The 26,451-nt window shown below is 71.1% G+C and carries 24 protein-coding genes and 1 pseudogene; 11 read left to right on the top strand and 14 right to left on the bottom strand.

Annotation, left to right across the window (positions count from 1 at the left end):
* Positions 1 to 9: 9 nt before the first annotated feature.
* Positions 10 to 2,451, top strand: a complete 2,442-nt coding sequence (locus ACZ7N4_RS02505) for a beta-glucosidase H (RefSeq protein WP_471352914.1) — start codon at positions 10 to 12, stop codon at positions 2,449 to 2,451.
* 979 nt (positions 2,452 to 3,430) lie between these two features.
* On the opposite strand, the gene ACZ7N4_RS02500 is transcribed toward ACZ7N4_RS02505, so the two are convergent.
* Positions 3,431 to 4,408 (bottom strand): aldose epimerase family protein, encoded by a 978-nt coding sequence (locus ACZ7N4_RS02500; RefSeq protein ID WP_471352912.1) that lies wholly within the window; start codon positions 4,406 to 4,408, stop codon positions 3,431 to 3,433.
* Positions 4,409 to 4,423: 15 nt separating this feature from the next.
* Positions 4,424 to 5,308, bottom strand: coding sequence for an SGNH/GDSL hydrolase family protein (locus ACZ7N4_RS02495; RefSeq protein ID WP_471352910.1), 885 nt, complete (start codon positions 5,306 to 5,308; stop codon positions 4,424 to 4,426).
* 255 nt (positions 5,309 to 5,563) lie between these two features.
* Between ACZ7N4_RS02495 and ACZ7N4_RS02490 the strand changes: the two genes are divergently transcribed.
* Positions 5,564 to 6,058 carry a DUF3145 domain-containing protein gene (locus ACZ7N4_RS02490; RefSeq protein ID WP_471352908.1) on the top strand — a complete coding sequence of 165 codons (495 nt, stop codon included), beginning with the start codon at positions 5,564 to 5,566 and terminating at the stop codon, positions 6,056 to 6,058.
* 69 nt (positions 6,059 to 6,127) lie between these two features.
* Here the strand turns inward: ACZ7N4_RS02490 and fabF are convergent, their stop codons facing one another.
* From fabF to ACZ7N4_RS02465, 5 genes are all read right to left on the bottom strand, one after another.
* The gene (gene fabF / locus ACZ7N4_RS02485; RefSeq protein WP_471352906.1) at positions 6,128 to 7,390 is read right to left on the bottom strand and encodes a beta-ketoacyl-ACP synthase II; all 1,263 of its coding nucleotides are present in this window, start codon (positions 7,388 to 7,390) and stop codon (positions 6,128 to 6,130) included.
* 119 nt (positions 7,391 to 7,509) lie between these two features.
* Positions 7,510 to 7,758, bottom strand: coding sequence for an acyl carrier protein (locus ACZ7N4_RS02480; RefSeq protein WP_471352904.1), 249 nt, complete (start codon positions 7,756 to 7,758; stop codon positions 7,510 to 7,512).
* Positions 7,759 to 7,839: 81 nt separating this feature from the next.
* Positions 7,840 to 8,871 (bottom strand): beta-ketoacyl-ACP synthase 3, encoded by a 1,032-nt coding sequence (locus ACZ7N4_RS02475; protein WP_471352902.1) that lies wholly within the window; start codon positions 8,869 to 8,871, stop codon positions 7,840 to 7,842.
* A 13-nt stretch (positions 8,872 to 8,884) separates the two neighbouring features.
* A complete protein-coding gene (locus ACZ7N4_RS02470) occupies positions 8,885 to 9,811 on the bottom strand; it encodes an ACP S-malonyltransferase (protein WP_471352900.1) in 927 nt (308 codons plus the stop codon).
* 89 nt (positions 9,812 to 9,900) lie between these two features.
* Positions 9,901 to 11,106, bottom strand: coding sequence for a PucR family transcriptional regulator (locus ACZ7N4_RS02465; protein WP_471352898.1), 1,206 nt, complete (start codon positions 11,104 to 11,106; stop codon positions 9,901 to 9,903).
* Positions 11,107 to 11,180: 74 nt separating this feature from the next.
* Between ACZ7N4_RS02465 and ACZ7N4_RS02460 the strand changes: the two genes are divergently transcribed.
* Positions 11,181 to 11,834, top strand: coding sequence for a pirin family protein (locus ACZ7N4_RS02460; protein ID WP_471353151.1), 654 nt, complete (start codon positions 11,181 to 11,183; stop codon positions 11,832 to 11,834).
* A gap of 36 nt (positions 11,835 to 11,870) precedes the next feature.
* Here ACZ7N4_RS02460 and ACZ7N4_RS02455 read toward each other — a convergent pair whose 3' ends face one another.
* Together ACZ7N4_RS02455 and ACZ7N4_RS02450 are read right to left on the bottom strand one after the other, a co-directional pair.
* On the bottom strand, positions 11,871 to 12,692 hold the full coding sequence (locus ACZ7N4_RS02455; RefSeq protein WP_471352896.1) for a serine hydrolase domain-containing protein: 822 nt from the start codon (positions 12,690 to 12,692) through the stop codon (positions 11,871 to 11,873).
* A 46-nt stretch (positions 12,693 to 12,738) separates the two neighbouring features.
* Positions 12,739 to 13,028: pseudogene (locus ACZ7N4_RS02450) on the bottom strand (GNAT family N-acetyltransferase); the annotation flags it as partial.
* Positions 13,029 to 13,125: 97 nt separating this feature from the next.
* Between ACZ7N4_RS02450 and ACZ7N4_RS02445 the strand changes: the two are divergent.
* The gene (locus ACZ7N4_RS02445; protein ID WP_471352894.1) at positions 13,126 to 13,581 is read left to right on the top strand and encodes a MerR family transcriptional regulator; all 456 of its coding nucleotides are present in this window, start codon (positions 13,126 to 13,128) and stop codon (positions 13,579 to 13,581) included.
* A 28-nt stretch (positions 13,582 to 13,609) separates the two neighbouring features.
* On the opposite strand, the gene ACZ7N4_RS02440 is transcribed toward ACZ7N4_RS02445, so the two are convergent.
* The 3 genes from ACZ7N4_RS02440 to ACZ7N4_RS02430 all read right to left on the bottom strand — a co-directional run bounded on the left by ACZ7N4_RS02440 (position 13,610) and on the right by ACZ7N4_RS02430 (position 16,473).
* Positions 13,610 to 14,458 carry a DUF4429 domain-containing protein gene (locus tag ACZ7N4_RS02440; RefSeq protein WP_471352892.1) on the bottom strand — a complete coding sequence of 283 codons (849 nt, stop codon included), beginning with the start codon at positions 14,456 to 14,458 and terminating at the stop codon, positions 13,610 to 13,612.
* A gap of 66 nt (positions 14,459 to 14,524) precedes the next feature.
* On the bottom strand, positions 14,525 to 15,742 hold the full coding sequence (locus tag ACZ7N4_RS02435) for an alpha/beta hydrolase (RefSeq protein ID WP_471352890.1): 1,218 nt from the start codon (positions 15,740 to 15,742) through the stop codon (positions 14,525 to 14,527).
* A 104-nt stretch (positions 15,743 to 15,846) separates the two neighbouring features.
* Positions 15,847 to 16,473 (bottom strand): TetR family transcriptional regulator, encoded by a 627-nt coding sequence (locus ACZ7N4_RS02430; protein ID WP_471352888.1) that lies wholly within the window; start codon positions 16,471 to 16,473, stop codon positions 15,847 to 15,849.
* A gap of 87 nt (positions 16,474 to 16,560) precedes the next feature.
* Here ACZ7N4_RS02430 and ACZ7N4_RS02425 point away from each other — a divergent pair, with 87 nt between their 5' ends.
* Positions 16,561 to 18,180 carry an MFS transporter gene (locus tag ACZ7N4_RS02425; RefSeq protein WP_471352887.1) on the top strand — a complete coding sequence of 540 codons (1,620 nt, stop codon included), beginning with the start codon at positions 16,561 to 16,563 and terminating at the stop codon, positions 18,178 to 18,180.
* A gap of 216 nt (positions 18,181 to 18,396) precedes the next feature.
* Positions 18,397 to 18,702: a small hydrophobic protein gene (locus ACZ7N4_RS02420; protein ID WP_471352885.1), complete on the top strand. Its 306-nt coding sequence runs from the start codon at positions 18,397 to 18,399 to the stop codon at positions 18,700 to 18,702.
* Here the strand turns inward: ACZ7N4_RS02420 and ACZ7N4_RS02415 are convergent.
* On the bottom strand, positions 18,656 to 19,513 hold the full coding sequence (locus ACZ7N4_RS02415) for a potassium channel family protein (protein WP_471352883.1): 858 nt from the start codon (positions 19,511 to 19,513) through the stop codon (positions 18,656 to 18,658). The two genes, ACZ7N4_RS02420 and ACZ7N4_RS02415, sit on opposite strands and share 47 nt — an antisense overlap.
* Before the next feature lie 144 nt (positions 19,514 to 19,657).
* Entirely contained in the window at positions 19,658 to 22,405 is a 2,748-nt protein-coding gene (gene aceE, locus ACZ7N4_RS02410) for a pyruvate dehydrogenase (acetyl-transferring), homodimeric type (RefSeq protein ID WP_471352881.1), read from the bottom strand.
* A 381-nt stretch (positions 22,406 to 22,786) separates the two neighbouring features.
* Between aceE and ACZ7N4_RS02405 the strand changes: the two genes are divergently transcribed.
* The 5 genes from ACZ7N4_RS02405 (at position 22,787) to ACZ7N4_RS02385 (ending at position 26,429) form a co-directional block, all read left to right on the top strand.
* On the top strand, positions 22,787 to 23,224 hold the full coding sequence (locus ACZ7N4_RS02405) for a DUF3052 domain-containing protein (protein ID WP_471352879.1): 438 nt from the start codon (positions 22,787 to 22,789) through the stop codon (positions 23,222 to 23,224).
* 129 nt (positions 23,225 to 23,353) lie between these two features.
* A complete protein-coding gene (locus tag ACZ7N4_RS02400) occupies positions 23,354 to 23,812 on the top strand; it encodes a peroxiredoxin (RefSeq protein WP_471352877.1) in 459 nt (152 codons plus the stop codon).
* Between the two features lie 136 nt (positions 23,813 to 23,948).
* Positions 23,949 to 24,524, top strand: coding sequence for a TerD family protein (locus ACZ7N4_RS02395; RefSeq protein WP_471352875.1), 576 nt, complete (start codon positions 23,949 to 23,951; stop codon positions 24,522 to 24,524).
* Positions 24,525 to 24,634: 110 nt separating this feature from the next.
* Positions 24,635 to 25,213, top strand: coding sequence for a TerD family protein (locus tag ACZ7N4_RS02390; protein ID WP_471352873.1), 579 nt, complete (start codon positions 24,635 to 24,637; stop codon positions 25,211 to 25,213).
* Between the two features lie 76 nt (positions 25,214 to 25,289).
* Positions 25,290 to 26,429, top strand: a complete 1,140-nt coding sequence (locus ACZ7N4_RS02385; RefSeq protein WP_467924984.1) for a DUF475 domain-containing protein — start codon at positions 25,290 to 25,292, stop codon at positions 26,427 to 26,429.
* The last annotated feature ends 22 nt before the right edge of the window (positions 26,430 to 26,451 follow it).

The following is a 26,451-nucleotide window of genomic DNA, read 5'->3' as shown; positions in this document are numbered from 1 at the left end:
AGGAACCCGATGGCGGGAGCCCAGCCCACCCCGGCCGACCAGGCCCGCGAGGCGGTCGTGGAGGCCGCCCTCGGCGCGCTCGACCTCGACGACAAGACCCGGCTGCTGGCCGGACAGGACATGTGGAGCCTGCCCGCGCTGCCCGCGATCGGCCTGGACTCCCTGGTCATGTCGGACGGCCCGATCGGCGTCCGGGGCGTGCACTGGACCGCCGACGACCCCTCCGTGGCCCTGCCCTCGCCGACCGCGCTCGCCGCCACCTGGGACCCCGGACTCGCCCGCCGCGCCGGTGTGCTGCTCGCCCAGGAGGCCCGCCGCAAGGGCGTCCACGTCCTGCTCGCCCCCACCGTCAACCTGCACCGCTCCCCGCTCGGCGGCCGCCACTTCGAGTGCTACAGCGAGGACCCGTACCTGACCGGCGCCATCGGCACCGGCTACGTGACCGGCGTCCAGTCCGGCGGAGTCGGCACCACCGTCAAGCACTTCGTCGCCAACGACGCCGAGACCGACCGCCTCACCGTGAACAACCTGGTGCCCGAACGCGCCCTGCGCGAGCTGTACCTGGCCCCCTTCGAGGCCATCGTCACCGGCGCCCGCCCCTGGGGGATCATGACCGCCTACAACTCGGTCAACGGGACGACGATGACCGAGCACCATCACCTCGTCAACGAGGTCCTGCGCGGCGAGTGGGGCTTCGACGGCTTCAACGTCTCCGACTGGACGGCCGCCCGGGACACGGTCGCCGCCGCCCACGGCGGCCTCGACGTCGCCATGCCCGGCCCCCGGACCGTGTACGGCCCCGCCCTCGCCCAGGCCGTGCGCGACGGCAGGGTCGGCGAGGCCACCGTCGACGCGGCCGTCCGCCGGGTACTCCGCCTCGCCGCCCGTGTCGGCATCCTCGCCGGCGCCGAACCGGTGGTCGCCGAGCCGCCCGCGCCGGTCGACGGCGAGGCCCTGGCCCGCGAGATCGCCCGCCGCTCCTTCGTCCTCCTGCGCAACGAGCGCGGCGCGCTCCCGCTGCGGCCCGGCGCCACCGTCGCCCTGACCGGAGCCGCCGCCCGCGACGCCCGTGTCCTCGGCGGCGGCTCCGCCACCGTCTTCCCGGCCCGGACCGTCTCCCCGCTCGACGGCCTCACCGCCGCCCTCCCCGACGGCACCCTCCGCTACGCCGTCGGCGCCGACCCCACCACCGAACTGGCCGTCGCCGACCAGGGCTTCACCCTGCGGGCCGTCTGCCGGAACGCCGCCGGCGACGTCATCGGCACCCGCTCCGCCCCCGGCGGCCAGATCCAGTGGATGGGCTCCGACCTCCCCGACGGCGTCACCCACGCCACCCTCCACACCATCGAGCTGACCGGCACCTTCACCCCCCGCGAGTCCGGCCCGCACACCTTCGGCATCAAGGGCACGGGCCCCTTCACCCTCACCGTCGACGGCACCACGTACTACGACGACGTCCAGCGCCCCGCCGAGGACGACCCCTTCGACGCCTTCTTCGCCGCCCCCGTCCCCCGCGCCGAGACCGAGCTGACCGCCGGCGAACCGGTCGGCATCTCCCTCACGCACGTCGTCCGGCTCCCCGAGGACCTGCCGATGAAGGTGATCGCCTTCGCGCTCGCCCACTCCGGCCCCCAGCGCGACCCCGACGAGCTGATCACCGAGGCCGCCCGGGCCGCCCGGGCCGCCGACACGGCCGTCGTCGTGGTCGCCACCACCGACCGCGTGGAGTCCGAGGGCTTCGACCGCCGGGACCTGAGGCTGCCCGGCCGCCAGGACGACCTGGTCCGCGCGGTCGCCGCCGCCAACCCGAACACCGTCGTGGTCGTCAACGCCGGCTCCCCGGTGGAGATGCCCTGGCGGGACGAGGTCGCCGCCGTCCTGCTGACCTGGTTCCCCGGCCAGGAGGGCGGCGCCGCCCTCGCCGACGTGCTCACCGGCGCCCACGAGCCCGGCGGCCGGCTGCCCACCACCTGGGGCTCCCTCGCCGACGCCCCGGTCACCCAGGTCGTCCCCGTCGACGGCGAACTGCCCTACAGCGAGGGCGTGTTCATCGGCCACAGCGCGTGGGAGCGGGCCGGCCGCACCCCGTCGTACCCCTTCGGCCACGGCCTCGGCTACACCGACTGGGCCTACGAGTCCCTGGAGGTCGACGGCACCACCGTGCGCGTGCGGGTGTGCAACACCGGCGAGCGGGCCGGCCGGGAGGTCGTCCAGGTCTACGTCTCACCGGCCGGGCCCGGCCCCGAGCGCCCGGCGCGCCGGCTGGCGGGCTTCGCGTCGGTCGAGGCGGGCCCCGGCCGGAGCGCCGAGGCCGCCGTCGAGCTGCCGCGCCGGGTCTTCGAGGTCTGGGACGAGGAGGCGAAGGCGTGGTCGTGTGTGAAGGGTTCGTACGAGATCACCGTCGGACGCTCGATCGCCGACCGCCGGCTGACCGCGCCGATTAACGTCTGATCCGGGACAAGCCTCCCCGCACGAGCAGCCCCGGCCCGGGACCTGACCCCTGGGCCGGGGCTCGGCACGTGCGTTTAACAGGGGGTGTTCCGTCGGTCAAGGTACGAGTTTCCGGAACCTGACCGGGGTGCGGCCGCCGGGGTTCATTTGAAGCAGCCCGAGAACGGCTCGGGCACCAACCCCCCTCGGAGGCGGATTCCCATGACGAACATCGAGCGCAAGAACTACAAGAAGCGCCTGGCGATGCTGGCCACCACGGTCACCCTGGCAGCCGGCGGCGTCCTGATCCCCACCGCCGCTTTCGCCGCACCGGCGGCCGCACCGGCGTCGGCCCACACCCAGACGCTGCACCACAACAAGCACAACAAGCCGCACAAACACACTGAGGCGCCTCAGGGCAACGGGGCGGGTGCGGGTGCGGGTGCTGGAGCGGGTGCCGGTGCTGGCGCCGGTGCGGGTGCCGGAGCTGGCGCTGGGGCCGGTGCTGGTGCGGGTGCTGGGGCAGGCGCTGGAGCGGGTGCCGGAGCTGGTGCGGGTGCTGGTGCCGGCGCTGGTGCTGGTGCCGGTGCTGGTGCGGGTGCGGGTGCGGGTGCGGGTGCTGGTGCGGGTGCGGGTGCTGGTGCGGGTGCTGGAGCGGGTGCCGGAGCTGGTGCTGGTGCTGGTGCCGGTGCCGGAGCTGGCGCTGGTGCTGGTGCTGGTGCCGGTGCTGGTGCTGGTGCTGGTGCCGGTGCTGGTGCTGGTGCTGGTGCTGGTGCTGGTGCTGGATCTGGTGCGGGTGCTGGTGCTGGGGCTGGTGCGGGTGCCGGTGCTGGTGCGGGTGCTGGCGCCGGTGCGGGTGCCGGTGCTGGCGCCGGGGGCTGAGTCCCGTAAGCCGGTCCGGTCGGTGGGGACCGTTTTCCTCCTCGCCACCGTCGAGGCCTTCGGGCCGGTGGGACTCGCGTCCCGCCGGCCCGGAGGCCTCCTCCGCGTCGCGGGCCGGTCAGGACGCCGAGAGGGCGTACACCGTCTCGGAGCGGAAGACCTCGCCGGGCCGCAGCACCGTGCTCGGGAAGTCGGGCCGGTTGGGCGAGTCCGGGAAGTGCTGCGTCTCCAGGGCGACCCCGGCGCAGGGGGAGAACGGCCCGGAGAGATGGTCGGCGGTGTACAGCTGGAGGCCCGGCTCGGTCGTCGCGACCGTCAGCCTCCGCCCGGACGCGGGGTCGTACAGCTCGGCCACCTCCTCGGCCGCGCCGGTCACCCCCTTGTCGAGGACGAAGTTGTGGTCGTAGCCCGAGCCGGTCCTGCGGGCCGTACGGAAGTCGAAGCGGGTCCCCGTCACGTCCGCCGGCTCCCCGGCCGGGATCAGGTCCGCGTCCACCGGCGTGTACCGGGACGCGGCCAGCCGCAGCTCGTGTCCGCCGGCGGAACCGGAACCGGAGCCGCTCAGGTTCCAGTACGTGTGCTGGGTGAGGTTCACGACCGTCGGCGCGTCGGTGTCCGCCTCGTAGACGATCCGCAGCGCACCCGACTCCGTCAGCGTGTACGTCACCGTCACCGCCAGCCGGCCCGGGAAGCCCTCCTCGCCGTCCGCGCTCACCCGGCTCAGCCGCAGCCCGTGCGCCACCGGCTCCACGTCCCACACCCGCTTGTCGAACCCGCGCTCACCGCCGTGCAGCGAGTTCGGGCCGTCGTTCCGCGGCAGGGTGTACGTCCGGTCGCCCAGACGGAACCGGCCGCCCGCGATCCGGTTCGCGTACCGGCCGATCACGGCGCCCAGATACGGCTCCGGGTGGGCCAGGTAACCGGCGAGCTCCGGGAAGCCCAGCACCACGTCCGCCGTCCGCCCGGCCCCGTCCGGCACCTCGACCGACTGCACGATCCCGCCGTACGACAGCACCCGCACCCGCACCCCGCCGCGCTCCAGCGTCCACCGGTGCACCGGAGTGCCGTCGGAAAGTGTGCCGAAAAGTTCGCTCATGTGGGAAACCCTAGGTCACGGGGTACGCGCGGTGATCCTGCGGTACGCGATCTCCGCCAGCCGCGCCTGGCCGTCCTTGCTGGGGTGGAACCAGTCCCAGTGACTGAGCTGGTCCGTGCCGAAGCGGTAGTCGTGCACCGCGTTGCCGTCGAAGCGGCAGCGGCGGTCCTTCGCGCAGACCTCCGCCAGCACCTTGTTGTACGCCACGACCCGCTGCTGCACGGCGTCCCGGCGCAGCATCGCCGCGCTGGTCATGTCGTCCGCGTCACCCAGCATCGAGGGGCAGATGCCGAGCTTCCACACCTGCTTGCCCAGCGCGTTCGACCGGCCCTGCGACCACAGCCGCTTCAGGTTCGGCACGCTCGACACGTACACCTGCGTCCTCGGCAGCGCCGAGCGCAGCGTGTCCAGTGCCTCTTCGAAGTCCGCGCGGAAGCCGGCCACGGGGGTCATCGCCGACGTCGAGGCCCGGCAGGCGTCGTTCGCCCCCACCATCACCGTCACCAACTCCGGGCGGCGGCCCACCGCCTGCTCCATCTGCCCCGGCAGGTCGGCCATGCGGGCGCCGGTCACCGCGTAGTTCCAGCTGTGCTCCGCCGCGCCCGTCACCCCCAGCAGCCGCACCGCCAGGCTGTCCACCCGGGCGTCGCTGCCCGTCGCCCACGACGCCTCCGGACAGTCCGACAGCACCGTGCACGCGTCGAAGCCGCGCGTGATGGAGTCGCCCACGGCGGCGATGGAGTCCGGGCTGCGGTCCCACACCGGTGGCCGGGCCCCGCGTGCCGTGGCGCTGTGGGGCGCCGGGGAACGCCCGTCCCCGCCGGCGCAGCCGGCGGCTCCCAGCACCACGGCCGCCACGACGGCGAGAACGGCCCGCACACGGTGGCTTGGCTTCCGCATCCTGGTGTTCTCCTCGCTCGACGGTCGGCACTCCCCTCCCATAACAACGTGCGAGGGTTCCCACACCGCCACCCGGGAACGGCGCACCCCCGTACAAGCGTCCCCCTGGGTGAATGGCAGCGGTTTCCTGGCACCGGGACCGACGGTACGTCACACTCCTTGCGCCGTCGCAGGGTAGCCTCGCCATCAACGCGGCCGTCGCGCCACTGCCGCCCAGCCAGTCCGCAAGATGTCCCGCTCTGCCCGGAGGTTCCGGTGACGACACGTGGAGTTCTGTACGTGCACTCCGCGCCGCGCGCGCTGTGCCCGCACGTCGAGTGGGCCGTCGCCGGGGTGCTCGGCACGCGCGTCAACCTCGACTGGATCCGGCAGCCCGCGGCCCCCGGCACCTGGCGCTCGGAGTTCTCCTGGCAGGGCGAGGCCGGCACCGCCTCCAAGCTCGCCTCCGCGCTGCGGGGCTGGCACCTGCTGCGCTTCGAGGTCACCGCCGAGCCCTGCGCCACCGCCGAGGGCGAGCGCTACAGCTGCACCCCCGACCTCGGCATCTTCCACGCCGTCACCGGCCTCCACGGCGACATCCTGATCCCCGAGGACCGCCTGCGCGCCGCGCTGACGCGGTCCAAGCAGGGTGAGACCGACCTGGAGGCGGAGATCGCCAAGCTCCTGGGCAAGCCGTGGGACGACGAGCTGGAGCCGTTCCGCTACGCCGGCGAGGGCGCCCCGGTCCGCTGGCTGCACCAGGTCGTGTGAGCGTCCCGCACCCCCGGGCATGCCGAAGGGCCCCCACCAAGGCCGGTGGGGGCCCTTCGCTCATGCCGTTCAGACGGTCCTGAACGCCAGCACCACGTTGTGGCCGCCGAACCCGAACGAGTCGTTCAGCGCGGCGATTCGGCCCTCGGGCAGCCGGCGGGCCTCACCGACCACCACGTCCGCGTCGACCTCCGGGTCGAGGTTCTCCACGTTGATGGTCGGCGGAGCCGTGCGGTTCACCAGGGCCAGGATCGACGCGACGGTCTCGACACCGCCGGCGCCGCCGAGCAGGTGACCGGTCATCGACTTGGTCGCGGAGATCGCCATGTGGTCGACGTCGTCGCCGAACACCTTCCGCAGCGCCTTGATCTCGGCGACGTCACCCTGCGGCGTCGAGGTGGCGTGCGCGTTCACGTGCACGATCTCGGCCGGCTTCAGGTCGGTGCCGTCCAGCAGGTTCTGCAGCGCCTGCGCGATGCCGTTGCCGGACGGCTCGGGCTGCGTGATGTGGTGGGCGTCGGCGGAGATGCCCTGGCCGACCGCCTCGGCGTAGACCCGGGCACCGCGTGCCTTCGCGTGCTCCTCGGACTCCAGGACGATCACGCCGGCGCCCTCGCCGAGCACGAAGCCGTCCCGGCCCGCGTCGTAGGGACGCGAGGCGCCCTGCGGGTCGTCGTTGTTCTTGGACATCGCCATCATGTTGCCGAACGCGGCGATGGGCAGCGGGTGGATGGCGGCCTCGGTGCCACCGGCCACGACCACGTCCGCACGCCCGGTGCGGATCATCTCGATCGCGTACCCGATGGCCTCCGCGCCCGAGGCGCAGGCCGAGACCGGGGTGTGCACACCGGCGCGGGCACCCAGCTCGATACCGACGTTGGCCGCCGGGGAGTTGGGCATCAGCATCGGCACGGTGTGCGGGGAGACGCGGCGTACGCCCTTGTCCTTGAGGACGTCGTACTGGTCCAGCAGGGTCGTCACGCCGCCGATGCCGGAGGCGATGACCGCACCGAGACGATCGGGGTTCACGGACGCGTCCTCGCCGGCCCTGGCGGTGAAACCGGCGTCCTTCCAGGCCTCCTGGGCGGCGATCAGCGCGAACTGCGCGGACCGGTCCAGCTTGCGGGCCTGCGGGCGCGGGATGATCTCGCCCGGCTCGACGGCGATCTGCGCGGCGATCCGGACGGGCAGCTGGGCCGCCCACTCCTGCTCCAGCAGGCTGACACCGGACGTGCCGGCGACGAGGGCCTCCCAGGTCGAGGCTGCGTCGCCACCCAGCGGTGTGGTTGCGCCGATACCGGTGACGACCACGGTGCGATTGGTCGGGCTCACGGGAATTCTTTCTCCAACGGAATACGGGAGGACTCCCCCCGCCTCAGCGGGGATGACGGCGCCACCGCCGGGTGGCGGGGCCTTGCAGCCTGACGGCCCGTGAGGGCCTAGGGGATGGCTCAGGCCTGGTGCTCGAGGATGTACTTCGTCGCGTCGCCGACGGTCTTGAGGTTCTTGACGTCCTCGTCCGGGATCTTCACGTCGAAGCGCTCCTCGGCGGCGACGACGACCTCGACCATGGACAGCGAGTCGACGTCCAGGTCGTCGGTGAAGGACTTGTCCAGCTGGACGTCCTCGGTGGGGATCCCGGCGATCTCGTTGACGATCTCGGCGAGACCTTCGACGATCTGCTCCTGAGTGGCGGCCATGTCAGGCGCTCCTTCTTCGATAATCCAGACGGTTTGTGGCAGTTGTCCCCGTTCCGGATCGCATGATCCGGCACGGAGTGCCTAGGGGAGGGTAACGACCGTGGCGGCGTAGACGAGACCCGCCCCGAATCCGATGACGAGCGCGGTGTCGCCGCTCTTCGCCTCCCCGGTCGCCAGGAGCCGCTCCATCGCGAGCGGGATCGAGGCGGCCGAGGTGTTGCCGGTGGTGCGGATGTCACGGGCGACCGTGACGTGCTCCGGCAGCTTCAGCGTCTTCACCATCGAGTCGATGATCCGCACGTTGGCCTGGTGCGGAATGAAGACGTCCAGGTCGTCCGGGGTGATTCCGGCCGCGTCCAGCGCCTGCTGGGCGACCTTCGCCATCTCGAACACGGCCCAGCGGAACACCGCCTGGCCCTCCTGCGTGATCGCAGGGAACTTGATGTTGCCCTCGCTGTCGAGGGGCAGGTCGGAGACGTCGCCGATGTGGAAGCGGTTCCACGGGATGGTCTGCCTGATGGTCTCGGACTTGTCGCCCTCCGAGCCCCACACCGTCGGACCGATCGCCGGCTCCTTCGAGGGGCCGACCACGACCGCGCCGGCGCCGTCACCGAACAGGAAGGCGGTCGCCCGGTCCTCCAGGTCGGTCAGGTCGCTCAGCCGCTCCACGCCGATGACGAGCACGTACTCGGCGGAACCTTCCACCACCATGCCCTTGGCGAGCGTCAGGCCGTAGCCGAAGCCCGCGCAGCCCGCCGAGATGTCGAAGGCGGCGGCCTTGTCGGTGCCGAGCTTGTCGGCGATCTCGGTGGCGACGGCCGGGGTCTGGCTGAAGTGCGAGACCGTCGACACGACGACCGCGCCGATCTGCTCGGAGTCGATGCCGGCGTCCGCGATCGCCTTGCCGGAGGCCTCGATCGCCATCGCGGCCACGGTCTCCTCGGGACCCGCCCAGTGCCGGGTCTCGATGCCGGAGCGCGAGCGGATCCACTCGTCGGACGAGTCGATCCTTTCGAGGATCACCTCGTTCGGCACCACCCGGGTCGGCCGGTAGCCGCCGACGCCGAGGATGCGCGCGTACGGGGCACCCTTGCTGGGCTTGATCTTCGACATGCTCTCGGGCTCCTTAGGCGCCGGCGTGCTCGGCGATGAGCTCGCGAGCGGCGTCGAGGTCGTCGGGGGTCTTCAGGGCGAGGTTCCTGATCCCGGGCAGGGCGCGCTTGGCCAGGCCGGTCAGGGTGCCGCCCGGGCACACCTCGACGATCGCGGTGACGCCCAGCTCCTTGAACGTCTCCATGCACAGGTCCCAGCGGACCGGGTTGGCCACCTGGCCGACCAGCCGCTCCAGCACCTCGGTGCCGGAGGAGACGGTCCGGCCGTCCTTGTTGGAGACGTAGGGGATCTTCGGGTCGGCCGGCGACAGCTGCCCCGCCGCCTTGGCCAGGGTCTGCACCGCGGGCGCCATGTGCGGGGTGTGGAAGGCACCGGCCACCTTCAGCGCGACGACCTTGCGGACACCCTCGGGCTTGTCGTCGTTCAGCGCGGCCAGCTGCTCCAGCGTGCCGGCGGCGACGATCTGGCCCGCGCCGTTGATGTTCGCCGGGGTCAGCCCCAGCTTCTCCAGGTGCGCGACGGAGGTCTCCGGGTCGCCGCCGAGCAGCGCCGCCATACCGGTCTCGGTGACCGCGGCGGCGTCGGCCATCGCCAGACCCCGCTTGCGGACGAGACCGAGGGCGGACGTGTCGTCCAGCACACCGGCGAACGTGGCGGCGGTGATCTCGCCGACGCTGTGACCCGCGACCGCGCCCGGCGCGATCTCGGACATGTCACCGAGTGCCGCCGCGGACAGGATGCCGGCGGCCACGAGCAGCGGCTGGGCCACCGCGGTGTCACGGATGGCGTCGGCGTCGGCCTGGGTGCCGTAGTGGACGAGGTCCAGTCCGATGGCGTCCGACCAGGCGGCGACGCGGTCGGCGGCACCGGGCAGTTCGAGCCAGGGGGTCAGGAAGCCGGGCGTCTGAGCGCCCTGGCCGGGAGCGACGAGTACGAGCACTCTCACACTCTCTCTTGGGGACGGCCACGGCCGCCCGTGGGGACAGGGACGAAGAACACGAAGGGCTTTTGTGGGCCTCCGACAAAACCCTATGCCGGGGATTCGGCGTCGGCCAGACGCCCCAGGATGAGCGCGATCCGCAGTGTGAACGCGGATCGTACATCCGAGGGCGACCATCCGGTGACGTCTGTCACACGTCGGAGCCGGTAGCGCACGGTGTTCGGGTGAACGAAGAGCATCCTCGCCGCGCCTTCGAGGCTGCTCGCCTGCTCCAGGTAGACACTCAGGGTTTCCAGGAGCGCCGAGCCCGCCTCCTCCAGCGGTCTGTAGATCTCCTCCACCAGCTGCTCGCGGGCGCTCGGATCACCCGCCATGGCGCGCTCCGGCAGGAGATCGTCCGCGAGTACCGGCCGCGGCGCGTCCTGCCAGGCGGAACAGGCCTTCAGCCCCGCGGCGGCGGCCTGCGCGGACCGGGTGGCGGCCAGCAGGTCGGGTACGACGGGCCCCGCGACGACCGGGCCCGCGGCGAACGGCCCGATCAGCGACCTGGCGACGGCGAGCGGATGGGGGCTGCCCCCGGCGATGACGACCAGCCGGTCCCCGAGCACCCCCGTGAGCACCTGCAGCTTGGCGTGGCGCGCGGCCCGCCGGATCGCCTCGACGGTCAGTTCGCTGTCCCCGTCGGGCGCGGTCCCGAGGACCACGCACACGTGCTCCGGCGAGTTCCAGCCCAGCGCGGCGGCCCGGCTGACCGCGCCCTCGTCCGCCTCCCCGCTCAGTACGGCGTTCACGACCAGCGACTCCAGCCGCGCGTCCCAGGCACCGCGTGCCTCGGCGGCCTGGGCGTACACCTGGGCGGTGGCGAAGGCGATCTCCCGCGCGTACACCAGCAGCGCCTCGCGCAGCACGCTCTCGTCACCGGGAGCGGCCACCTCGTCGATGGCGCTCTCCATGACCTCGATGGTGGTGCGCACCATCTCCACGGTCTGCCGCAGCGTGATGGCCCGGGTCAGCTCACGCGGGGCGGTCCCGAAGACGTCCGTGGAGATCGCCTGGGGCGCGTCCGGGCGGCGGAACCACTCGGTGAAGGCCGCGATGCCCGCCTGGGCGACGAGACCGATCCAGGAACGGTTCTCCGGGGGCATGGCCCGGTACCACGGCAGGGTCTCGTCCATCCGCGCGATCGCCTGCGCGGCGAGCCTCCCGGAGGACTTCTCCAGTCGCTTCAGGGTCGCTGCGTGCGCGTGGACGTGGCGGGCTGCGGGATCGCCGTGGTGGGATTCGGGTTCGGGCACGGGGACAAGACTGCCTTATCGGGACGGGCCCGTGCGTCGCCGGGTCGGGGATGAGGTCTACGGTGGTGCCCGTGATCGACGTACGGCGCGCCGCCGAGCGCTACCGCGGAGGGGACCCCGGGGCCGGGATCGACACCCGGCACGCCTTCTCCTTCGGCCCCCACTACGACCCGGACAACCTCCGCTTCGGCGCGATGATCGCCTGCAACGAGGAGCGGCTCGCCCCCGGCGCCGGCTTCGACGAACACCCGCACAGCCACACGGAGATCGTCACCTGGGTCGTGGCGGGCGAGCTGACCCACCGTGACTCGGCCGGCCACGAGACGCGGGTCCGCCCCGGGGACGTCCAGCACCTCAGCGCGGCGGCGGGCGTCCGGCACGTGGAACGCAACGACGGTGAAGTGCCGCTGACGTTCCTGCAGATGTGGCTGACGCCACGCGGGCCCGGCGGCGACCCCGCCTACGCCCTCGTCCCGGACATCACCGACGCGACGCCGTACGCGGTACCGGCGGCGGGTGCGGTACTGCACGTACGGCGCCTCGGAGCCGGGGAGCGCGGTGCGGTCCCGGACGCCGCGTACCTGTACGTCCACGTCGTACGCGGCGAGGTCCGGCTGGCGGCGGAGCGCCTCGGCCCCGGGGACGCGGCGCGGATCACCGGGGCCGACGGGCTGGAGGCGGTGGCGGTGACCCCGGCGGAGCTGCTGCTGTGGGAGATGGCGCCGTAGTCCCGGCCGTGGGTCCGTCCCCTTCGGGCCGCTGTCTCAGCCCCGGAGTTCCGCCAGCACCGCGTCCGTGAGGACCGGCCACGCCTCGATCGCCCAGGGGCCGAACGCGCGGTCGGTCAGGGCGATCCCGGAGACCCCCGCGTCGGGGTCGATCCACAGGAACGTACCGGACTGCCCGAAGTGCCCGAACGTGCGGGGCGACGAGGAACTCCCCGTCCAGTGCGGGGCCTTCCCGTCACGGATCTCGAAGCCCAGTCCCCAGTCGTTCGGGTTCTGGTGGCCGTACCCCGGCAGGACGCCCTTCGTCCCCGGGTACTGCACGGTCATCGCCGCCGCCACCGTCCGCGGGTCCAGCAGCCGCGGCGCCTGCACCTCCGCCGCGAACCGCAGCAGGTCCCCGACCGTCGACACCCCGTCCTTCGCCGGCGACCCCTCCAGCGACGTCGACGTCATGCCCAGCGGCTCCAGCACGGCCTGCCGCAGGTACTCGGCGAACGGAATGTCCGTCGCCTTGGCGATGTGGTCCCCGAGCTGCTCGAACCCGGCGTTGGAGTACAGCCGCCGCTCCCCGGGCGCGGCCGTCGCGCGGTGCTCGTCGAAGGCCAGTCCGGAGGTGTGCGCGAGCAGGTGCCGGACGGTCGACCCGGGCGGCCCGGCCGGCTCGTCCAGCTCGACCGCCCCCTCCTCGTAGGCCACGAGCGCCGCGTAGGCCGCCAGCGGCTTGGTGACGGAGGCGAGACGGAAGCGGTGCCCGACGGGACCGTGCGTCCCGAGGACGGTCCCGTCGGCTCGTACGACACCCGCCGCGGCGGTGGGGACGGGCCAGTTCTCGATCAGCGCCAGGCTCTGCAACGACATGGGTCCGAGCCTATGCGGCTCACAGCAGCAGCCGCATCGACGGGTTGCTGAAGACGTGCCCGACCCGGCCCCGCGGATTCCCGGCCTTGCCGATCCGGTACTCCACCGTCCCCGCGACCAGCGCGGCCAGCGCCCCGGCCGCCCGGGGTGCTCCACGACGAACGCGGCGAAGTCCCCGTCCTCCTCCGCGAGCCGCTCCCGCAGCGTCGGCAGTGACCGCGCGTGCCACTCGGCCGTTCCGGAACCTCCCGCGCTCCCCGGGGAGTCGGTCATCACCTGGCGCAGGCGCAGCACTTCGGCGCCGTCCTCGGGCCGGGCCCGGCGTACGAGACTCATGAGTCACACGCCGACCAGCCGCTCCGGGCGCCGTCCCGCCGATTTCCTACCGGACCGGCTTGCCTGGAGTGCACTCCAAGGTCATAGCGTGGGAGCCATGACGGTGATGCAGACCACGCCCGCGGCCACCGAGCGCGCCACCCCCGCCGACATCTGCTCCGCCCCGCCCCGGCGTCATCCGCGCCCCGACGGCCAGGACCGGTACACGATCAGCGAGGTGGTCGCGTTCACCGGTCTCACCGCGCACACCCTGCGCTGGTACGAGCGGATCGGTCTGATGCCGCACGTCGACCGCTCGCACACCGGACAGCGCCGCTACAGCAACCGTGACCTGGACTGGCTGGACTTCGTGACCAAGCTGCGGCTGACCGGGATGCCGGTCGCGGACATGGTCCGGTACGCGGAACTGGTCAGGGAGGGCGACCAGACCTTCGCCGAACGCCGGCAGCTGCTGGAGTCGACCCGCAGGGACGTGCTGAACCGCATCGCGGAACTCCACGACACCCTCGGCGTCCTCGACCGGAAGATCAGCTTCTACGCGGCGGAGGCGTGAGCACGCCGCGGGGACACGGGGAGCCGCGCTAGAGCTCCGCCAGCAGTTCCGCCTTCTTCGAGGAGAACTCCTCGTCGGTGACCAGCCCCGCCTGGTGCAGCTCCCCGAGGTGACGGATCCGCTCGGCGATGTCGGCCGGATCGCGGCGGGACACGGCCGGGGCCACCGGCACCGCGCCCCGCGACCGCACCGCCGCCAGCACCGCGGCGGCGAACGGCAGGGACTCGTGCACCGGCCCGTACCCCAGCCCGAACACCACCGACGCCGGGTCCTGGTCGGGCTGCGGGGAGCGGGCGGACTCCGGATCGCGCGGCAGCAGCCGCAGATGCCCCTCGAAAAGTTCCGGCGACCGCCACTCCACCCCGCTCAGCCGGGCCACCGGGAAGCTCTGGTCGCCGGCCTTCCACTTCGCCGAGGACGCGCCCGTCCAGGACCAGCGGAACTGCACGGACGTGCCGTCGAAGGACGCCTTCCCGTCGTACGCCTTGAACTGCAGCGGAGCGTCGGGCGCCGCCACCAGGTGCCGCTCGGCCGGCCCGGGCTCGGTCAGCAGCCCCTTCAGCTCGTCGGCGTAGTACTCGGCGAGGGCCTCCCGCTCGGCCGGCAGCACCAGCCGGTACGGGTCCGCGCCCTCCTTCAGCTGGCCGTCGGCCGCCTCCATCAGCGGGTCCGCGCCGGGACGCGGCTCCAGGCGCAGGACGACCGTGCCGCGCTTGCCCGGGGCGAGGCTCACCCCCTCGACCGCGGACAGCGGAATCCGGCGCTCACCGAGCGCCTGGAACAGCTTCGGTGTCCGAATCCCCCGTTCGTAACGGATGAGCACGGAGTCGGACTCGAACTCCCAGACGGCATGAAAACCCGCCAGTACGTCACCCATGCGGCTCATCGTATGCGGCACGTGCTCCTCCGTCGCCACCCGCGCAGACCGCACTTCCTGCTGTTTCTACGCGCGTCCGGCCGTCGTCGTGCCGGACAGACCGGACCGGCACACATCGTTCTCCCGCGCGCACGTCACCTCGTCGTACGCGCCCACGCCGATGTCGGCGAGGTTGCGCAGGCTGTCCGTGCCGGGCTGGAAGTAACCGCTGTGGCCCTGGGCGTCCCGGGCCGACAGCACCCGCGCCCCGAACGCCGGGGACACCGGGTCGGCACCGTGGCCGAGACCGCCCAGCTCCAGGTACGGAACGTCCCGCACCCAGTCGCTGGCGTCCCGCATGGCCCACACCCGGGCCGTGGTGCCCAGCCGGGAGGCGCTGGCGGCGCGCATCCCGGGACTCGCGGCCACCGCTACGTCGGCGACCCGGCGCGGCATCCCGTGCGCGGCCACGCCGCAGACCACCGAGCCGTAGCTGTGACAGAACATCGACACCGGCGACCGGCCGGGCAGGGCGTGCAGCAGCGCGTTCAGCCGTACGGCACCCTCCGCGGCGCGCAGGCCGGTGGCCGCGTCCACCCCGAGACCGTCCGGTGAGGTGTAGTCGGCCCAGGCGATCACCGCCGTACGGGTCGCGGGGCTCGCCGTGCGCTCGGCCGCGTACAGCGCCTTGGCCATGCCGACCGGGGCGCTGTACTTGCGGTACGTCCGCTGGAAGGTGAGCAGGTCGGTGTCGACCCCGGGGACGACGACCGAGATCCGCTCGGCCCGGTCGAGGTCGCCGAACACCTCGGCGACCCGGCCCGAGCCCTCCGGGTCGAAGGCCAGGATGTGCCGGCCGGGATCCCGCAGCGACGTGTAACGCTCCATCCGGTGGGCCGCGTCCTGCTGGCCCGCGGTGCTGAGCCGGCTGTCGTGCATGCGGGCGCGCTCGACCTTGCGGGCCTGGTCCAGCGCGATGCGGTTGGCCCGGTAGCGCAGGGAGGCGGGAGCGCCGTTCATGTTGCCGACCGCCAGCGGGTAGCGGTGGGCGAGACGGTCGCGCTCGTGCGGGGTGAGCGAGGCGAAGAAGCGGGCGAGGCGCGCCGGGGCGGACCGGGGGTCCGGCAGGTGGAGGCCGCGGACGCGGCCGTGCTCCCACTGGGTGAGCGAGGCCTGCAGCGCCGTCGACTCCCGGTGACTGCGCAGGGCGGTCCAGCCGGTCGTCGCGAGCATCACGAACACCACGGACAGCGCCAGCAGTGCGCGCCAGACGTTCAATGGCGGGGAGGTGTCGAAGGAAGTCACTGGGAGGACACACTAGGAGAACGGGAGGGTCTCGCGGTAACCGAGTGACAGGGATCACGTTTCGTCGGTTACCGAACACGGTCTCGGTGATCTCCCCAACGATCTCAGCCGGTCCGCCAGTTTCCCGTGAGCGCCGAACCCACCTGATCGAGGTACTCCGCGGTGAGCGTACGGATCGATTCCAGGCCGAAGTCCTCGCTCGTGCACCACCGCCGCTCCGAGACGCGGATCACACCGCCGAAGACGGCCACCGCCAGCCGGGGCCGCGGATCGGCGTCCACGTCGACGCCCTCCCGCTCCGCCAGCACGCGCGCGAGGGTCTCCTCCGTCGCCGCCGACCGGCGCAGGTGGGCGGCGAGCAGCGCGGGCGTGGACTCGATGGTCCGGTACATGCGCAGGTACAGCTCGACCGGGACGACCGACTCGACGGTCTCGCGGATCGTGTCCCACCCCTCCAGGAACGCCTGGCGGAGGGCCTCCATCGGTGCCTCGTGCGGCGGACGCGCGCGCACGGCCGCGACGAAGGCCGCCTCCGTCATCTTCTGTACCGCGAGGGCCACGTCCTCCTTGCCCGCGAAATAGCGGAAGAAGGTCCGCTGGGAGACGTCGACGGCCTCGGCGATCTCGTCGACGGTGGTCCGTTCGTACCCCTGGCTGGTGAACAGTTCGAGAGCGGCCCGCAGCAGCGACTCCCGCGTACGCCGCTTCTTGCGCTCCCGCAGCGTCTCCATGGCCTCCCTCTCCCTGGCGATCTCGTGTCAGTAACCGACTAGTGAACTCGTTTGTCAACTGTCAGCGACTGTCACTAGCCTGAGTGTATGACTAGTCAGACCACCATCGACGCGACGGGGCCGGGGGACAAAGCACCGGGTGCCCCGTCGGGGTCCCGGCCGTCCGCCGGCCTGCGCGGCCATCCGTGGCTCACCCTCATCACCGTCGCCGTAGGGGTCATGATGGTGGCCCTCGACGGCACCATCGTGGCCATCGCCAACCCGGCCATCCGCGACGACCTGAACGCGTCCTTCGCCGACGTGCAGTGGGTCTCCAACGCCTACTTCCTCGCCCTCGCGGTCACCCTGATCACCGCGGGCAAGCTCGGTGACCGCTTCGGCCACCGGCAGACCTTCCTCATCGGTGTGACCGGCTTCGCCGCCGCCTCCGGCGCCATCGGGCTGTCGGGCAGCATCGCCGCGGTCGTCACCTTCCGGGTGTTCCAGGGCCTGTTCGGCGCGCTGCTGATGCCGGCCGCGCTCGGCGTGCTGCGGGCCACCTTCCCGGCCGAGAAGCTGAACATGGCCATCGGCGTATGGGGCATGGTGATCGGCGCGTCCACCGCGGGCGGCCCGATCCTCGGCGGTGTCCTCGTCGAGCACGTCAACTGGCAGTCCGTGTTCTTCATCAACGTGCCGGTCGGTGCCCTCGCGCTGCTCCTCGGCACGCTGATCCTCCTCGACCACCGGGCCGAGAACGCCCCGCGCTCCTTCGACCTGCTCGGCATCGCCCTGCTGTCCGGCGCGATGTTCTGCCTGGTCTGGGCGCTCATCAAGGCCCCGGCCTGGGGCTGGGGCGACGGCAAGACGTGGCTGTTCATCGCCGTGTCCGTGGTGCTCTTCGCCGTCTTCTCCTTCTGGGAGACGAAGGTCGCCGAACCGCTGATCCCGCTGAACCTGTTCCGCTCGGTGGCGCTGTCGGCGGGTGTCGTCCTTATGGTGCTGATGGCCATCGCCTTCATGGGCGGCCTGTTCTTCGTGACGTTCTACCTGCAGAACGTGCACGGGATGAGCCCGGTCAAGGCCGGCGCCCACCTGCTGCCGCTCACCGGCATGATGATCATCGGCTCGCCGCTCGCCGGCACCGCGATCACCAAGCTGGGCCCGCGCATCCCGCTCGCCTTCGGCATGGCGGTGACCGCGGTCGCGCTGTACGGCATGTCGACGCTGGAGGCCGACACCGGCAGCGGTGTGATGTCCCTCTGGTTCGCCCTGCTCGGCCTCGGTCTCGCGCCGGTCATGGTCGGCGCCACCGAGGTCATCGTCGGCAACGCCCCCATGGAGCTGTCCGGCGTGGCGGGCGGTCTCCAGCAGGCGGCCATGCAGATCGGCAGCAGCCTCGGTACGGCGGTGCTGGGCGCCGTGATGGCCTCCAAGGTCGACAGCGTCCTGCCGGGCAAGTGGGCGGACGCGGGGCTGCCGAAGCTGACCCCCGAGCAGCTGGACAAGGCCTCGGAGGCGGTCCAGGTCGGTGTGGCGCCCGTGACGAAGAGCATGCCGGAACCGGTCGCCGCGAAGATCACCACCGTCGCGCACGACACGTTCCTCTCCGGCATGAGCCTCGCCTCCCTGGTCGCGGCCGGTGTCGCACTCGTCGCCGTCCTCGTCGCGCTGTTCACCAAGCGGGGCGCGAACGCGGAGGCGGGCGCGGGCGTCGGCCACATCTGAGCGGCGGAGTTCCCCTATCAGGGTGACCGCGCTAAAGATCCCTCGCCCTCGGCACGCGCCGCGGGTCACAGTGGGTCAAGTCCTCCGCAGGGCATGGGGGACGGACGGTCGCGGCGCGCGCTGCCGGAGGGGGGCAGCGCGCGCACGTCTGTCCCGGCGGAACCGGGGTACCCGCAGTCCGAAGCCGAACTGTCCGCAGACATCAGGGAGTTGATGATGGCAGGCTTCGGGCACGGAACGCGCGGGTACCCCCGGTCACGTGGCCGGACGTGGCAACGGACAGGGCCGGACCGTGCGACGCTCGGGATCATCGGCACGATCTGCGCGGTGGCCGGCTTCTTCGCCCTGGGCATCGTGCTGGGCCCGGTGGCGATGTTCTGCGGTTGGCAGGCGATGGGCCGCACGTGGTCGAACGACCGCGACGTCCCCGCCCTGGTGGCCCTGATCCTGGGCGCGATCGACACGCTGCTGGCCGTCATCGCCCTGGCGGGCGCGGCGACCTGGGGCCACGGTCTCCTGTAGCCGACAGCCCGTCCCCGCGCAGCGGAAGGTGCTCTCGCGGCAGCGGCTGCGCGGTGGTCGGCCGCGTGGCCGCGCGCCCCTCCTCGGGGCGCTCGGCCAGACGGGCCACCTCGGCCCGGAGCAGCCGTACCTCCTCGGTCAGCGCGCTGATCGCCTCCGTCTGGCGGCGCTCCTCCACGTCGTCCTTCTCGAAGCGAGAGATGAACCACGCGGCGATGTTCGCGGTGACCACACCCAGCAGGGCGATCCCCGAGAGCATCAGGCCCACCGCGATCATCCGCCCGAGCCCGGTCGTCGGCGCGTGATCGCCGTACCCGACGGTCGTCATCGTCGTGAACGACCACCACACCGCGTCACCCAGCGTCCGGATGTTCCCGTGCGGTGACTCCCGCTCCACGGACAGCACGGCGAGCGAGCCGAACATCAGCAGGCCGATCACGGCCCCGACGACATACGTGGTCAGCCGGATCTGCGGTGCCATCCGCGCCCGCCGGCCGACCAGCAGCAGCGTCGACACCAGCCGCAGCAGCCGGAGCGGCTGCAGCAGCGGCAGGACCACCGCGCACAGGTCGAGCCAGTGCCGGCGTACGAACTCCCTCCGGTGCGGGGCGAGGACCAGCCGGACCACGTAGTCGAGGGCGAAGGCCCCCCACACCACCCACTCCACCGCCGTGCACGCGGTCGTCACGGAGGAGCCGGCGGAGGCGTCGACGATGGGCACCGCGTACGCGACGGCGAAGGCCACCGCGAGCGCCAACAACGGCCGCTGAGTGTGCCGCTCCCACCTGGCCTGCGCCGACAGTTGCTCCATGCCCGTAATCGTAAAGAAACAGTAAGGACCCCGCGCCCCCGAAGGGGCGCGGGGAACTGCGCGACAAGCCACCGCCTGCCCGCGCCCGGCAACAGACCGGCAGCCCCGCCCCGCCAGCGGTCCGGCTGAAGCCAAGCGCAGCGGCTACGCGTCGCCGCCCGCCGCCCCCGGATCCGCCGCCGAGACGTCCAGCAACTGGTATCGGTCGATGGCCTGCTTCAGCGCGGAGCGGTCGACCTTGCCCTCGCGTGCCAGCTCGGTCAGCACCGCCACCACGATCGACTGCGCGTCGATGTGGAAGAAGCGGCGCGCGGCACCCCGGGTGTCGGCGAAGCCGAAGCCGTCGGCGCCGAGGGACTGGTACGTGCCGGGCACCCAGCGGGCGATCTGGTCCGGAACCGATCGCATCCAGTCGGACACGGCCACGAACGGACCCTCCGCGCCGCCGAGCTTCCGCGTCACGTACGGCACCCGCTGCTCCTCCTCCGGATGCAGCAGGTTGTGCTCCTCGCACTCCACGGCCTCGCGGCGCAGCTCGTTCCACGAGGTCGCGGACCACACGTCCGCCTTGACGTTCCACTCCTCGGCGAGGATCCGCTGCGCCTCCAGGGCCCAGGGGACGGCCACGCCCGAGGCCATGATCTGCGCCGGGATCGAGCCGCCGGTGCCCTCGCTGATCCGGTGGACGCCCTTGACGATGCCCTCGACGTCCACGTCCGCCGGCTCGGCCGGGTGCTGGATGGGCTCGTTGTAGACGGTGAGGTAGTAGAAGACGTCCTCGCCGTGCGGGTGCTCGGGGGAGCCGCCGTACATCCGGCGCAGGCCGTCGTGCACGATGTGCGCGATCTCGTAGGCGTACGCCGGGTCGTACGCCACGCACGCCGGGTTGGTGGAGGCCAGCAGCTGGGAGTGCCCGTCCGCGTGCTGGAGGCCCTCGCCGGTCAGGGTCGTGCGGCCGGCGGTCGCGCCCAGGACGAATCCACGCGCCAGCTGGTCGGCCATCTGCCAGAACTGGTCACCCGTGCGCTGGAAACCGAACATCGAGTAGAAGACGTAGACGGGGATCAGCGGTTCGCCGTGGGTGGCGTACGCCGAGCCCGCCGCGATCAGCGAGGCGGTGCAGCCCGCCTCGGAGATCCCGTCGTGCAGCATCTGACCGGTCGGCGACTCCTTGTAGGCGAGCAGCAGCTCGCGGTCGACCGACTCGTACTGCTGGCCCAGCGGGTTGTAGATCTTCGCACTCGGGAAGAAGGAGTCCATGCCGAACGTGCGGTACTCGTCCGGCGCGATCAGCACGAACCGCTTGCCGATCTCCTTGTCCCGCATGAGGTCCTTGAGCAGGCGCACAAAGGCCATGGTCGTCGCGATGGACTGCTGACCCGTGCCCTTCTTCACGGTCGCGTACGCCTTGTCGTCCGGCAGGGCGAGGGGCTCGGAGCGGACGACGCGGGTCGGGACGTAACCGCCGAGGCCCTTGCGGCGGTCGTGCATGTACTGGATCTCCTCCGAGTTCCGGCCCGGGTGGTAGTACGGCGGCGCGCCGGACTCCAGCTCCTTGTCGGAGATCGGCAGGTGCAGACGGTCCCGGAAGCGCTTGAGGTCGTCGACCGTCAGCTTCTTCATCTGGTGCGTGGCGTTGCGGCCCTCGAAGTTCGGGCCCAGCGTCCAGCCCTTGATCGTCTTGGCCAGGATGACCGTCGGCTGGCCCTCGTGCTCCTTGGCCGCCTTGAACGCCGCGTAGATCTTGCGGTGGTCGTGGCCGCCGCGGCCCAGGTGCAGGATCTGGTCGTCGGTCATGTTCTCGACCATCGCGCGCAGCCGGTGGTCGTCGCCGAAGAAGTGCTCGCGGATGTAGGCGCCGGTCTCGGTGGCGTACGTCTGGAACTGCCCGTCCGGCGTGATGTTCATCTTGTTGACCAGGATGCCGTCCCGGTCCTGGGCGAGCAGCGGGTCCCAGGTGCGGTCCCAGATCAGCTTGATCACGTTCCAGCCGGCACCCCGGAAGATCGACTCCAGCTCCTGGATGATCTTGCCGTTGCCGCGCACCGGGCCGTCGAGGCGCTGGAGGTTGCAGTTGACCACGAAGGTCAGGTTGTCCAGGCCCTCCCGGGCCGCGATGGACAGCTGGCCGAGCGACTCCGGCTCGTCCATCTCGCCGTCGCCGAGGAAGGCCCACACGTGCGACTTCGAGGTGTCGGCGATGCCCCGCGCCTGCATGTAGCGGTTCATCCGCGCCTGGTAGATCGCGCCGAGCGGGCCGAGGCCCATGGAGACCGTCGGGAACTCCCAGAAGTCGGGCATCGAGCGCGGGTGCGGATAGCTGGACAGACCGTTCGGGTACGCCGACTTCTCCTGGCGGAAGCCGTCGAGCTGCTGCTCGGTGAGCCGGTCGAGCAGGTAGGCGCGCGCGTAGATGCCGGGGGAGGCGTGGCCCTGGAAGAAGACCTGGTCGCCGCCGTCGCCCTCGTCCTTGCCGCGGAAGAAGTGGTTGAAGCCGACGTCGTAGAGCGAGGCGGAGGAGGCGAAGGTGGCGATGTGGCCGCCGACGCCGATGCCCGGGCGCTGGGCGCGGGAGACCATCACGGCCGCGTTCCAGCGGGTCGCGTTCAGGATCCGGCGCTCGATCTCCTCGTTGCCCGGGAAGAACGGCTCGCTCTTGGTGGGGATGGTGTTGACGTAGTCCGTACTGCGCATCTCGGGCACGGCCACGCGCTTCTCGCGGGCCCGCTCGATGAGGCGCAGCATGAGATAGCGGGCCCTCTCGCGGCCGCGCTCGTCGACGGCGGCGTCCAGGGAGTCGAGCCACTCCTGGGTTTCCTCGGGATCGAAGTCAGGAACCTGACTCGGAAGGCCGCCAATGATGATCGGATTGCGATCGGATCCGGAAGCCACGCTGTTCCTTACCTGTCAGAGGCCAGTCTTTGCACCTGCCTACACCGTTCCCCATCGTGTACCTCGGGACGGCGTACGTCATCTGTACCGGTCAAAACGCAACGATACGCCCGGGGTGTGACGCGCTTGGCAAAAATGTTCGAGTGGCGTAAGCCCGGATGATTCCGAACCGTGCAAACCGGGCACAACGGTGTGATGTGGCGGGCGTGGAACCGGGATACGCTGCCAGGAGTTGCGGCGACACGGCCGGGATCGTCACCGTTTCGACGGTCCCGACGGCCGGGTACTTGCGCGATCCGTCCCGCCCGTGTGGACTACGGCCAATGCTTCGCGCACGCGCGTGGCTGAGATACTTACCAAGACATGATCAGGAGGCAACCCGTGAGCGCGACCGCGGACCACGCGGAGGAGCGGACGAACCCTGCCGCCAGGCTGGGGTTCCAGCCCGGGCAGGTGGTCCAGGAGATCGGCTACGACGACGACGTCGATCAGGAGCTCCGCGAGGCCATCGAGGAAGCCGTCGAAGGCGACTTGATGGATGAGGACTACGACGACGTGGCCGACGCCGTTGTGCTGTGGTTCCGTGACGACGACGGCGACCTGACGGATGCGCTGGTCGATGCCACCACGTACATCGAGGAGGGCGGCTCGATCCTGCTGCTCACGCCGAAGACCGGACGTTCCGGGTACGTGGAGCCGAGCGACATCCAGGACGCCGCCAAGACGGCCGGTCTGACGGCCGCCAAGAGCGTCAGCGTGGGCAAGGACTGGAGCGGCTCGCGCCTGGCGACGCCCAAGGCGAGCAAGCCCAAGAAGTGACCTGAGTCCGCCCCCGGACGGGCCGGCCAGGCTCGGCCCGTCCGCGGCGTCCCGGTGATCCCTGCGTAGGGTGGGGTACAGCGTTTGCTGTGCTCTCACCCGATCAGCCCACCGAAGGGATGCACGACGATGGCGATCCAGGTCGGCGACAAGGCGCCCGACTTCGAACTGAAGGACAACCACGGCCGGAGCGTGAAGCTCTCGGACTTCCGCGGCGAGAAGAACGTGGTCCTGCTCTTCTACCCCTTCGCCTTCACCGGCGTGTGCACCGGCGAGCTGTGCGAGCTGCGCGACAACCTGCCGAAGTTCGCGGACCGCGACACCCAGCTGCTCGCCGTCTCCAACGACTCCATCCACACCCTGCGCGTCTTCGCCGAGCAGGAGGGCCTCGAATACCCCCTGCTGAGCGACTTCTGGCCGCACGGCAACGTCTCGCGCGCGTACGGCGTCTTCGACGAGGACAAGGGCTGCGCCGTCCGGGGCACCTTCATCATCGACAAGGAGGGCGTCGTGCGGTGGACCGTGGTCAACGGCCTGCCGGACGCCCGTGACCTCGACGAGTACGTGAAGGCGCTCGACACTCTGTGAGCCGTCCGGGCCGACATCCGTGACGGTTCGGCTCCAGGGCCCGCGGGGGCGGGAACCCGTCACTACGATCGGCACGTTGATCCCATATCCGAAGCACGACGGGGCTCCCCGCCCCTGGAGACCACATGGAGGACCCGTGGGAGTCAGCCTCAGCAAGGGCGGCAACGTATCGCTGACGAAGGAGGCCCCGGGCCTGACCGCCGTCATCGTCGGCCTGGGGTGGGACGTGCGCACCACGACCGGCACGGACTTCGACCTCGACGCCAGCGCGTTGCTGCTGAACAGCTCCGGCAAGGTCGCGAGCGACCAGCACTTCGTCTTCTTCAACAACCTCAAGAGCCCCGACGGCTCGGTCGAGCACACCGGTGACAACATCACCGGTGAGGGCGAGGGCGACGACGAGCAGATCAAGGTCGACCTGGCCGGTGTCCCGGCCGACGTCGACAAGATCGTGTTCCCGGTGTCGATCTACGACGCCGAGAACCGCCAGCAGTCCTTCGGCCAGGTCCGCAACGCCTTCATCCGCGTCGTGAACCAGGCCGGCGGCCAGGAGATCGCCCGCTACGACCTGAGCGAGGACGCCTCCACCGAGACCGCCATGGTCTTCGGTGAGCTGTACCGGAACGGCACGGAGTGGAAGTTCCGTGCCATCGGCCAGGGCTACGCCTCGGGTCTCCGCGGCATCGCACAGGACTTCGGCGTCAACGTCTGACGGCAGACGTGTGACGACCGAGAGCCCGTGAGACCGGCGCCGCTCCGTTTAGGGGCGGCGCCGGACGCGCAGGACAACCAGGGAAGCACCACCAGGGGAGGACCAGCATCATGGGCGTCACACTCGCCAAGGGGGGCAACGTCTCCCTCTCCAAGGCCGCACCGAACCTCACCAACATCATGATCGGGCTCGGCTGGGACGCGCGGTCCACCACCGGCGCCCCCTTCGACCTGGACGCCAGCGCGCTGCTGTGCGGGGCCGGCAACCGGGTGCTGGGTGACGAGTGGTTCGTCTTCTACAACCAGCTCAAGAGCCCCGACGGCTCCGTGGAGCACACCGGTGACAACCTCACCGGCGAGGGAGAGGGTGACGACGAGTCCGTCCTGGTGGACCTCGCCAAGGTGCCGCCCCAGTGCGAGAAGATCATCTTCCCGGTCTCCATCCACATGGCGGACGAGCGCGGCCAGACCTTCGGCCAGGTCTCCAACGCCTTCATCCGCGTGGTCAACCAGGCCGACGGCCAGGAACTGGCCCGCTACGACCTCAGTGAGGACGCCTCCACCGAGACGGCGATGATCTTCGGCGAGCTGTACCGCTACCAGGGCGAGTGGAAGTTCCGCGCGGTGGGTCAGGGGTACGCGTCGGGTCTGCGGGGCATCGCTCTAGACTTCGGAGTCAACGTTTCGTAAAACTCGGTACGACTCGGGGGAGACCCTCCCCCAGACTTCGTCTGGGAGGTGCCCCCACCACACGATGGGGTAGCCCGTGCTTTTGAAAACCTTCGGCTGGTCGTTCGCGGTCACCGCGCTCGGTCTGGTCGCGGCGGTGTTCTACGGGGGGTGGACCGCTTTCGGCCTCGTGGCGATCCTGGCCATCCTGGAGATCTCGCTGTCCTTCGACAACGCGGTGGTCAACGCCGGAATCCTGAAGAAGATGAACGCCTTCTGGCAGAAGATCTTCCTCACGGTGGGCGTCCTGATCGCCGTCTTCGGCATGCGGCTGGTCTTCCCCGTCGTCATCGTCGCGATCAGCGCCAAGATGGGTCCGATCGAGGCGGTCGACCTCGCGCTCAACAACAAGGACCGCTACCAGCAGCTGGTCACCGACGCCCACCCGGCGATCGCCGCGTTCGGTGGCATGTTCCTGCTGATGATCTTCCTCGACTTCATCTTCGAGGACCGGGACATCCAGTGGCTGCGCTGGATCGAGCGGCCCCTGGCCAAGCTCGGCAAGGTCGACATGCTGTCGGTCTGCATCGCCCTGATCGTCCTGCTGGTCACGTCCTTCACCTTCGCCACCCACGCCCACCAGCACGGCGGCATCCACGTCGACAAGGCGCAGACCGTCCTGATCTCCGGCATCGCCGGCCTGATCACCTACATGGTCGTCGGCGGCCTGTCCGGGTACTTCGAGGACAAGCTGGAGGAAGAGGAGGAGCGCGAGCACGAGGAGGAGGAAGAGGCCGCCCGCAGCGGCAAGCAGAAGCCCGCGATCGTCCTGGCCGGCCAGGCCGCGTTCTTCATGTTCCTCTACCTGGAGGTCCTGGACGCCTCCTTCTCCTTCGACGGTGTGATCGGCGCCTTCGCCGTCACCAACGACATCGTCCTGATGGCCCTCGGCCTCGGCATCGGCGCGATGTACGTCCGGTCGCTCACGGTCTACCTGGTCCGCCAGGGCACCCTCGACGACTACGTCTACCTGGAGCACGGCGCCCACTACGCCATCGGCGCCCTCGCCGTGATCCTCATGATCACCATCCAGTACGAGATCCACGAGGTCATCACCGGCCTGGTCGGCGTCGTCCTGATCGCCTGGTCGTTCTTCTCCTCCGTCCGCCGCAACCGTGCCCTGGCCGCGGCAGGCGAGGGCAGCGACGAGAAGGCCGAGGTCTCCTCCGGGGTGTGACAGCCCGGCGGGTGAGGAACGC

The sequence above is a fragment of the Streptomyces sp. NPDC107654 genome (assembly GCF_055639035.1).
Note: the sequence above shows the minus strand (reverse complement) of the source record. Positions and strands in the feature narration are given on the sequence as shown.